General features: G+C 72.8%; 8 protein-coding genes. 5 read left to right on the forward strand and 3 right to left on the reverse strand.

What is annotated here, in order from left to right:
• The first annotated feature begins 455 nt into the window (after positions 1-455).
• Positions 456-1,043, forward strand: coding sequence for a hypothetical protein (locus tag ACZ5XZ_RS04535; protein ID WP_468974561.1), 588 nt, complete (start codon positions 456-458; stop codon positions 1,041-1,043).
• A 56-nt stretch (positions 1,044-1,099) separates the two neighbouring features.
• On the opposite strand, the gene ACZ5XZ_RS04540 is transcribed toward ACZ5XZ_RS04535, so the two are convergent.
• Genes ACZ5XZ_RS04540 through ACZ5XZ_RS04550 form a run of 3 tightly spaced genes read right to left on the reverse strand, consistent with a single transcriptional unit; the run spans position 1,100 to position 3,232 of the window.
• Complete coding sequence (locus ACZ5XZ_RS04540) at positions 1,100-1,672, reverse strand: cob(I)yrinic acid a,c-diamide adenosyltransferase (RefSeq protein ID WP_468974563.1); 573 nt, start codon at positions 1,670-1,672, stop codon at positions 1,100-1,102.
• Positions 1,673-1,682: 10 nt separating this feature from the next.
• Positions 1,683-2,438 carry an ABC transporter permease gene (locus tag ACZ5XZ_RS04545; protein ID WP_468974565.1) on the reverse strand — a complete coding sequence of 252 codons (756 nt, stop codon included), beginning with the start codon at positions 2,436-2,438 and terminating at the stop codon, positions 1,683-1,685.
• Between the two features lie 8 nt (positions 2,439-2,446).
• Positions 2,447-3,232 carry an ABC transporter ATP-binding protein gene (locus ACZ5XZ_RS04550; protein ID WP_468974567.1) on the reverse strand — a complete coding sequence of 262 codons (786 nt, stop codon included), beginning with the start codon at positions 3,230-3,232 and terminating at the stop codon, positions 2,447-2,449.
• An 81-nt stretch (positions 3,233-3,313) separates the two neighbouring features.
• Between ACZ5XZ_RS04550 and ACZ5XZ_RS04555 the strand changes: the two genes are divergently transcribed.
• The 4 genes from ACZ5XZ_RS04555 to ACZ5XZ_RS04570 all read left to right on the forward strand — a co-directional run bounded on the left by ACZ5XZ_RS04555 (position 3,314) and on the right by ACZ5XZ_RS04570 (position 8,290).
• On the forward strand, positions 3,314-3,955 hold the full coding sequence (locus ACZ5XZ_RS04555; RefSeq protein WP_468974569.1) for a TetR/AcrR family transcriptional regulator: 642 nt from the start codon (positions 3,314-3,316) through the stop codon (positions 3,953-3,955).
• Between the two features lie 141 nt (positions 3,956-4,096).
• On the forward strand, positions 4,097-4,945 hold the full coding sequence (locus ACZ5XZ_RS04560; protein WP_384434179.1) for a 3-hydroxyacyl-CoA dehydrogenase family protein: 849 nt from the start codon (positions 4,097-4,099) through the stop codon (positions 4,943-4,945).
• Between the two features lie 146 nt (positions 4,946-5,091).
• The gene (locus ACZ5XZ_RS04565; protein WP_384434183.1) at positions 5,092-5,415 is read left to right on the forward strand and encodes an STAS domain-containing protein; all 324 of its coding nucleotides are present in this window, start codon (positions 5,092-5,094) and stop codon (positions 5,413-5,415) included.
• 307 nt (positions 5,416-5,722) lie between these two features.
• A complete protein-coding gene (locus tag ACZ5XZ_RS04570) occupies positions 5,723-8,290 on the forward strand; it encodes an ATP-binding protein (RefSeq protein WP_468974572.1) in 2,568 nt (855 codons plus the stop codon).
• Positions 8,291-8,369 lie beyond the last annotated feature (79 nt).

Here is an 8,369-nt window from a genome sequence, read left to right on the forward strand (position 1 = left end):
AAACCCGGATTGGGTGCGGCGTAGACCTGGTTCCTCGCCCCCCCCCCCCTCCCCCCGCCCCCCCCCCCCCCCCCACCAGCCAGACTCTGCGGTCGGCGAACGGACCGCGGACGGTGACGGTGAGCGCCCCACCGCGCTCATGGGCGGTCCGCGCCCGCGCCTCACCGGGCGCGCCGTGCGGATCCGTCGCCCGGAGCAGCAGTCCGTCGAGCGGCCCGCCGCCCGCGATGAGCGCATCGAGTCGGTGGGGCCGGCTGACGGCGGCGGGGGAGCTGGCGGTCACCCCTCCATCAAACACGGCGCCGGGGCCCGCTGCCTCCACGTTCGGGTGATCCGCACACGTCACGCGCTACATCGAAAGATGCAGTCGCGGATCGTCGTGTGCGACGACGATCCGGGCGGCGTTCGCTGGGAGGCTTGAGGCGTTCGACGGAGCGGGGGAAGGGGAGGTTGCCGTGGTCGTCACGCTCATCATCGCGTGTGAGGTCGGCTTCTGGGTGCTGCTGGCGGCCGGGTTGGCGCTGCGCTATCTGGCGAAGATGCCACGTACCGGGGCGGCGGTGCTGCTGATGGAGCCGGTGCTGGAGCTGGTGCTGCTGATCGTCACCGCGATCGACCTGAAGAACGGCGCGGCCGCCGACTGGAAACACGGCCTGGCCGCCCTCTACATCGGCTACACCGTCGCCTACGGCCACTACACGATCAAGTGGGTCGACGGGCACTTCCTGCACCGCTTCGCGGGCGGCCCGCCGCCGGTCAAGCCGCCGCGGTACGGCCTGGCCCGCGCCAAGCACGAGGGGCTGCTCTGGCTGCGCACGATGCTGTGGGTGGCCATCGCGGTCGCGCTGTTGCAGATCGCGATCTGGTACGTCGGCGCCGACGGCGACATCGCGTCGCTGCGCGAGTGGCAGGGCACCTCGATGCGGATTCTGATCATCCACGGGGTGATCGCGGTCTCCTACCTCATCTGGCAGAAGAAGGACCCCGGCCAGGCCGCCGCCCCGCAGGAGGCGGACCGGCCGCAGTCCAAGACGCTGCGCTGAGGGGCGCCCGGACGCTCACCGCCGGGCGCCCCCCGTACTCCTTCGCGCCGGCGCCGTCAGCGTTCGCCGCCCGGTACCCACAGCACGTCCCCGACCTCCTTGTTGGCCGTACGCGCCAGGATGAACAGCAGGTCGGACAAGCGGTTGAGGTAGGTGGCGGTCAGCGGGTTCATGGTGTCGCCGTGCTCGTCCATGGCCGCCCAGGTGGAGCGCTCGGCGCGGCGGACGACCGTGCAGGCCTGGTGCAACAGGGCCGCGCCGGCCGTACCGCCCGGGAGGATGAAGCTGCGCAGCTTCTCCAGCTCCGCCAGGAAGCGGTCGCAGTCGGCCTCCAGTCGGTCGATGTACTGCTGCTCGACGCGCAGCGGCGGGAACTCGGGGTGCTCCACCACCGGGGTCGACAGATCCGCCCCGACGTCGAAGAGGTCGTTCTGCACCCGTAGCAGGACGGTGGCGACCTCCTCCGGCAGCGAACCGAGCGCCAGGGCCACGCCGATGGCCGCATTGGCCTCGTTGGCGTCCGCGTAGGCCGCGATCCGCGAATCGGTCTTGGCGGTACGGCTCATGTCGCCGAGGGCGGTGGTGCCCTTGTCGCCGGTGCGGGTGTAGATGCGCGTCAGATTCACCATGTGAGCGAGCCTACGCCGCGGCCCTGCGGAAGGCCCGCGTGCACAGGGTCACACACAGCACGGCGAAGCCGAGCGCCACCAGGATGCCGTGGAGCAGGGCCGAGGAGGCGTACGCGCCGACGAACGCGGCCCGTACCGCGTCCACGAGATAGCGGAACGGCATGAAGTGCGAGAGCACATCGAGCCACTTGGGCCCCAGCGTCATCGGCAGCATTAGCCCGGACAGCAGCATCGACGGCATGGTGAGGGCGTTGACGACCGGCCCGAACGCCTGCGGGGTGGCCACGTTCAGCGCCAGCGCGTACGACAGCGAGGCGAGCGCCACGGTCAGCACGGCGACGAAGGCGAAGCCGATGAGGATGCCGGGCAGCGGTGCCCGCAGCCCCATGGCCAGCGCGGCCAGGACCAGCAGGGCGGCCTGGAGGACGAACAGCGCGGCATCCCGCAGCACCCGCCCCAGCAGCAGCGCCAGCCGGCTCACCGGCGTCACCCGCATCCGCTCCACCACCCCGTACTGCTTCTCGACGATCAGGCCGAAGCCGCAGAACGAGGCGCCGAACAGGGCGAGTTGGAGCAGCAGACCGGGCACCAGCACCTGCCAGGAGCTGCCGGACGAGGTCAGCGGAAGGCCGGTCAGCAGCGGGCCGAAGAAGAGCAGGTACAGCAGCGGCATCAGCACGCCGAAGAGCATCTGGAGCCTGGAGCGCAGCGTCTGGCGGGCGTAGCGCCCGAAGATCAGCGCGATGTCGGACAGCAGGGACGGCATGGGTGCTCCTAGACGGCGATCGGGGCGGCGTCCCGGGCAGGGGTGTGCCCGCGCCCGGTGATGGCGAGGAAGGCGTCCTGCAGGGACGCGTCGGGGGAGCCGGTGTGGGTGCGCTTGAGGGCGTCCGGTGTGCCCTCGGCGACCACCACGCCCTTGTCGACGACGACCAGCCGGTCGGCGAGCGCATCGGCCTCGTCGAGGTAGTGGGTGGTCAGGAAGACGGTGGTGCCGTGCTCGGCGCGGATGCGGCGGACCAGCTCCCACAGGTCGGCGCGGCTGCCCGGGTCCAGGCCGGTGGTCGGCTCGTCCAGGAACAGCACCTGGGGGCGGTGGGTGAGGCCCATCGCGATGTCCAGCCGGCGCCGCTGGCCGCCCGAGAGTGCGGCGGTCCTGCGGTCGAGCAGCTCGTCGAGGCCCAGTTCCGCGGCCAACTCCTCGGTCCGGGCGTGGGCCTCGGCCCTGCCGAGGCGGTAGAGGCGGGCCTGGGTGAACAGCTCCTCGCGCACCGAGACGTTCGGGTCGACGCCGCCGGACTGGGCGACGTACCCCGATGCCCGGCGCACCCCCGCCGGGTCGCCGGCCAGGTCGCAGCCGGCGACGGTGGCGCTGCCGCCGGTGGGCGCCAGCAGGGTCGTGAGCATCCGCAGGGTGGTGGTCTTGCCGGCGCCGTTGGGGCCGAGGAAGCCGAGGATCTCGCCGCGCTCGACGGTGAGGTCGATGCCCCGGACGGCTTCGACGGTGCCCTGTTTCGTGGTGAACGTCCGGGCGAGTTGGGACGTGCTGATGACTGCCATGGCCACAGAAAAACAGAGAGACTTAAAAATTGCAACGTCTCCAAAATTTAAGAGAGTCCATCGATGGGTAGGATTCAGGACATGGCAGAGGGACTCAGGGAGCGCAAGAAGCGGCAGACCCGCCAGTACATCTCGGACGTGGCGACGGGCCTGTTCATGGAGCGCGGCTTCGACGCGGTGACCATCGCGGAGATCGCCGAGGCCGCCGAGGTCTCCGTCAACACCGTCTACAACTACTTCCCGGCCAAGGAGGACCTCTTCCTCGACCGGAGCAAGGGCCTGGTCGACCGGCTGTCGCGGTTCGTGCGGGCCCGGGCCGCGGGGGAGTCGGCCGCCGCCGCGGTGCTGCGGGAGCTGCGCGAGGAGGTGGTGAGCGTCTCGCCCAAGGTCGGCCTGATCGAGGGGTATGACCGCTTCATGAAGGTCGTCCACGGATCGGCGGCCCTGCAGGCCCGCCTGTGGCACTTCCAGCGCGAGCAGTACGACGACCTGGAGGTCACGCTCAGGAAGGAGACCGGCGCCCCGGACGGCGACCCGATGCCCGGCCTGATGGCCGGCCAGATCGGCTGGGTGCACCAGACCTTGATGACCGCCATCGTCCAGGAGATGCTCGCCGGCCGTAAGCCCGCCGAGGTCTCCCGCGAGGCCCTCGCCCTGCTGGACGAGATCGAGGAGCTGCTGAGCGAGCGGGTCCTCAACTACGCCGTACGGGCGGACGGGTGACCGGGGGCGGTTCCTGCCCGTGTGATGTCCGTAATACGAGACGTGACGCGCATCTCTAACCCCCCAAAGGATCGCCGGCGACCGCTAACGTCACCCGAAGACCGACAGGCTTTCAAATGCACAGGGTGTGAGGGGACAGCAGTGGCAAAGAAGCTCGCCGTCATCGGCGCCGGACTGATGGGTTCCGGTATCGCGCAGGTGTCTGCCCAGGCCGGCTGGGACGTGGTCCTGCGCGATGTGACGGACGGGGCGCTGGCCCGGGGCAAGGGCGGCATCGAGGCCTCGTACGAGAAGTTCGTCGCCAAGGGGAAGCTGGCGGCGGCCGACGCCGAGCAGGCGCTGGCCCGCATCACCACGACGACCGACCTGGAGGCCACCGCCGACGCCGACATCGTCGTCGAGGCCGTCTTCGAGCGGATCGACGTCAAGCGGGAGATCTTCCAGACGCTGGACAAGCTGGTCAAGGACGAGGCGGTGCTGGCCTCCAACACCTCCGCGATCCCGATCACCAAGATCGCGGCGGCCACCTCCCGCCCCGAGCGGGTCGTGGGCACGCACTTCTTCTCGCCGGTGCCGATGATGCAGCTGTGCGAGCTGGTGCGCGGCTACAAGACCAGTGACGAAACCCTCGCCACGGCGCGGGCGTTCGCCGAGTCGGTCGGCAAGACCTGCGTCGTCGTCAACCGCGACGTGGCCGGCTTCGTGACCACCCGGCTGATCTCCGCGCTGGTCGTCGAGGCCGCCAAGCTCTACGAATCCGGCGTGGCCAGCGCCGAGGACATCGACACCGCCTGCAAGTTGGGCTTCGGTCACGCGATGGGGCCGCTGGCCACCGCCGACCTGACGGGCATCGACATCCTGATGCACGCCACCGACAACATCTACACCGAGTCCCAGGACGAGAAGTTCGCGCCGCCGGAGATCATGCGACGGATGGTCGATGCGGGCGATATCGGCCGTAAGAGTGGGCAGGGCTTCTACGAGCACTGATGCCGCGTCAGGTCGATGGGCCTGACGGGGTCACCCCATGGGGTGAAAATCGGTATCGGTTCGCTTACAGGCGGCAACTTCGCCGCATGAGAGGCAGTCAGATCTGTAGACGTCCATGCACGAACCCATGACATAGGGGAGCGCATATGCACATCAGGGGCGACCACGCCGAGCTGGTCGTCGGGGGCCGCCTCGACGTCCGCAGCGCGGCGGACGCCCGTACGGCCCTGCACACCGCCGTCGACTCCGGTCGGGGTGATCTGGTGCTGGACCTGACCGAGCTGGATTCCTGGGACGCCACCGGCCTCGGCGTGATCATGGGCGCGCACCGCCGGGCCGGCCGGGTCAACCGCAGGCTGGTACTGCGCGGAGTGCCCCCTCAGATGCAGCGCCTGCTGGTCGCCACCCGGCTCCACCGCATCCTCGCCATCGAGGGCGGCATCGAAGCGGAATCGCTTCCCCGGGTGTGAGGGACGGGCCGCGGCCGCCCTGGGGCCGCGGCCGGGACCGGGCCGTCCCCGGGAGAGCAAGATCGTACAAAGCGCTGCGAAGCGTGCACCATCGACCGGCAGAAATGTCGTATACCACGTGATACCGGCCAATCCAGGAAGTTCCGGTCAGGAGCCGCCCCCGGCGGTGCAACGTTCCGTCCTCCAGGTCTAAGGTTCGGTTCCCGCCCGTGTGTCATCACCCGCGGCGGGCACCGCACCGGACCCGACACCGAGAACGATCTGTCGGAGCCGGCGGAGTGGAACGAAGCATCTGGGAGCTTGCAGCATGGACCCGAACACCCACCGGGGACCCGAGGAGTACGGCGAGCAGGACAGCCCTGCCGAGCCGCCGGCCCCCGCGTTCGGCGGCGCGCAGGGCGGCTCCGGCGGGCTCTCCCGCGTCGTCCGGCTCGTCTCGGGCCCCTACCTCGTCACCGTCAACCCCGTCGACGGCAGTGAGATAGAACCCTGCCCGCCGGGGGAGCGACCCGCCGCCCCCGGCAAGCTCGACGCGCAGGAGCGCGCCGCGGCCGACCGCGCCGCCGCGCCCCCGCCGCCTCCGGGCCCGCCCGGAGGCACCGGGCACGACGCCCCGCTCGAAGAACGCACCGAGGACACCGAGCGCCTGGTCCGGCTGCTCTCCCGCGGCCGCTCCGTACGCGTCACCGGCCCCTCGGGCTCGGGCCGCACCCGACTGCTGGACGCCGTCGCCACCGCCTGCGCCGACCTCGCGCCCGACGGCGTGGTCCGGCTCTCCGGCTACCACCGCAACGCCACCGACGTGCTCTACGCGCTGTTCGCCGCCGTGCACCGCGCGCCCGCGCACCGCCCGGACCGGCCCGAGATGCTGCGGATGGTCGCCGAGATCGGCGCGATCGTCGTCCTGGACGACCTGGATTTCGGCGGTACCGCGCTCGACGAGCTGCTCGACGCCACCCCCGAGTGCGCCTTCCTGATCGCCGCCACCCCCGACGTCGCGGCCCCCAGCGCCGGCTCGCACCTCGAAGAGGTCTTCCTCGGCGGCATCGGCCGCGCCGGCTGCGTACGCCTGCTGGAGCGCGCGCTGGACCGCCCGCTCAGCGAGGACGAGACGACCTGGGCCGCCGACCTCTGGTTCGAGTCCGAGGGGCTGCCGCTGCGGTTCGTGCAGGCCGCCGCCCTGCTGCGACAGCGCGACCGCAAGCGCCACCACCCCGGCGCCCTCGACGACGGCTACGGCCTGTTCCCCGAGGCGGACCGGGAGGCGGACGAGGACGCCGGATCCGGCGAGCGCCCCGAGGTGGCGCTGCCGTCGCTCGGCGAGGCCGCCGCGCCCGCCCCGCTGCTCGCCTCCCGGCTGAGCGCCGCCGCCCAGGAGACGCTGCGCTTCGCCATCGCGCTCGGCGGTGAGCTGCCGCACCAGGCCCATCTGCCGGCCCTCACCCAGGACACCCACGCCGACGCCGACCTCGGCGAGCTGCTGGCCTGCGGCCTGATCACCCCCGTGGGCGGCCACTACCGGCTCGCCGCGACCGTCCAGGACCAGCTGACCGCGGCCGGCTACGCCGAGGGCTCCGCCGCCCGCGCCCACACCGTCGCCCAGCACTACGCCTGGTGGGCCGGGCACCCCTCGGTCACCCCCGAACGGGCCGCCGCCGAGGCCGACGTGGCGCTGGCCGCGATGGGGGTGCTGACCGGAAGCCGGGAGAGCGGGCACGCCAGCGCCGCCGTGCTGCTGGCCCGTACGGCCGCTCCCGCGTTCGCCGCGGCGCTGCACTGGAGCGCCTGGGAGCGCGCCCTGCGGCACGGCCAGGAGGCCGCGCGGCTGGCCGGCGAGGTCGCCGAAGAGGCCTACTTCCACCACGAGCTGGGTGTGCTCGCGCTGTGCAGCGGCAGCGTCGACCGGGCGCGCGCCGAGCTGGAGGCGGCCATCGGGCTGCGCGGGGTGCTCTCCGACCGCAACGGCGCGGTGGCCGGGCGGCGGGCGCTGGCGCTGGTCACCGACCGCGCGCGGGCCGCCTCGGCGGCGACCGCGGTCGTCCCGCAGATCAACGCGGCCGCCGGGGACCCGCAGCCGGCCGCGCCGAAGGAAGCGGCCGCCGCACCGTCCGACGCCGTCTCGACCGCCAAGCTGCGCCGGCCCGCCGCGGGGGCGGCCGCATCCCCGCTCGCCGCCCGGAGCGCCGCGCAGACCGCCGCCACGGCGGTCGTCCCGGCCGCCGCCGTCAGCGACACCGTCAACGGCACCGGCACCGGCAAGGGCGCCAAGCTCTTCGGCGGGGCCCGCCGCAACCTCGTGGCCGCGGGCGCCGGCGCGCTGCTGGTGGCCGTCCTCGGCACCGTCGTCACCCTCGGCGCGACCTCCGGCGGCGACGACGCCCCCGACGACAAGGTCAGCACGGAGCAGACCACGGACGAGGGCACCCCGGACCTGCCGGCGCAGGAGCCCGCGGACGGCTCCGACCGGCCTTCCACCAGCCCGGGCACCTCCCGGCCCGGCGGCGCCTCCCGCTCCGGCAGCCCGTCCCCCTCGACCAGCGGATCGGCCACCAGCGGCGCGCCGACCGACTCCGGCACCGACACGGCGGACCCCACCACCGGCCCGACCGAGCCGACCGTGCGGCCCACCCGGCCCACCGGCCGGCCGACCCGGCCCACCGAGCCGCCGACCAGCGAGCCGACCGACCCGACGCCGACCGAGCCCACCGGCGAGCCGACGGAGCCCACCCCGACCGACCCGACGTCCGAGCCCCCGTCGGAGAGCTCCGCCGCGTCCTCGGTCGCCAGCCCCGCGGAGGGCGGCTCGTCCGCCGGGAGCAGCTCGCCCGGCGGCGCGGACGGACCCACCGGCACGGAGAGCGCCCCGGCCGCCTGACGGCCCGTACGGACAGGGGGGGGGGGGGGGGGGGGGGGGGGGGGGGGGTGTGGCTTGGTGTTTTGCGGTGCGGTTGGGG

The organism is Streptomyces sp. NPDC033270 (assembly GCF_055576575.1).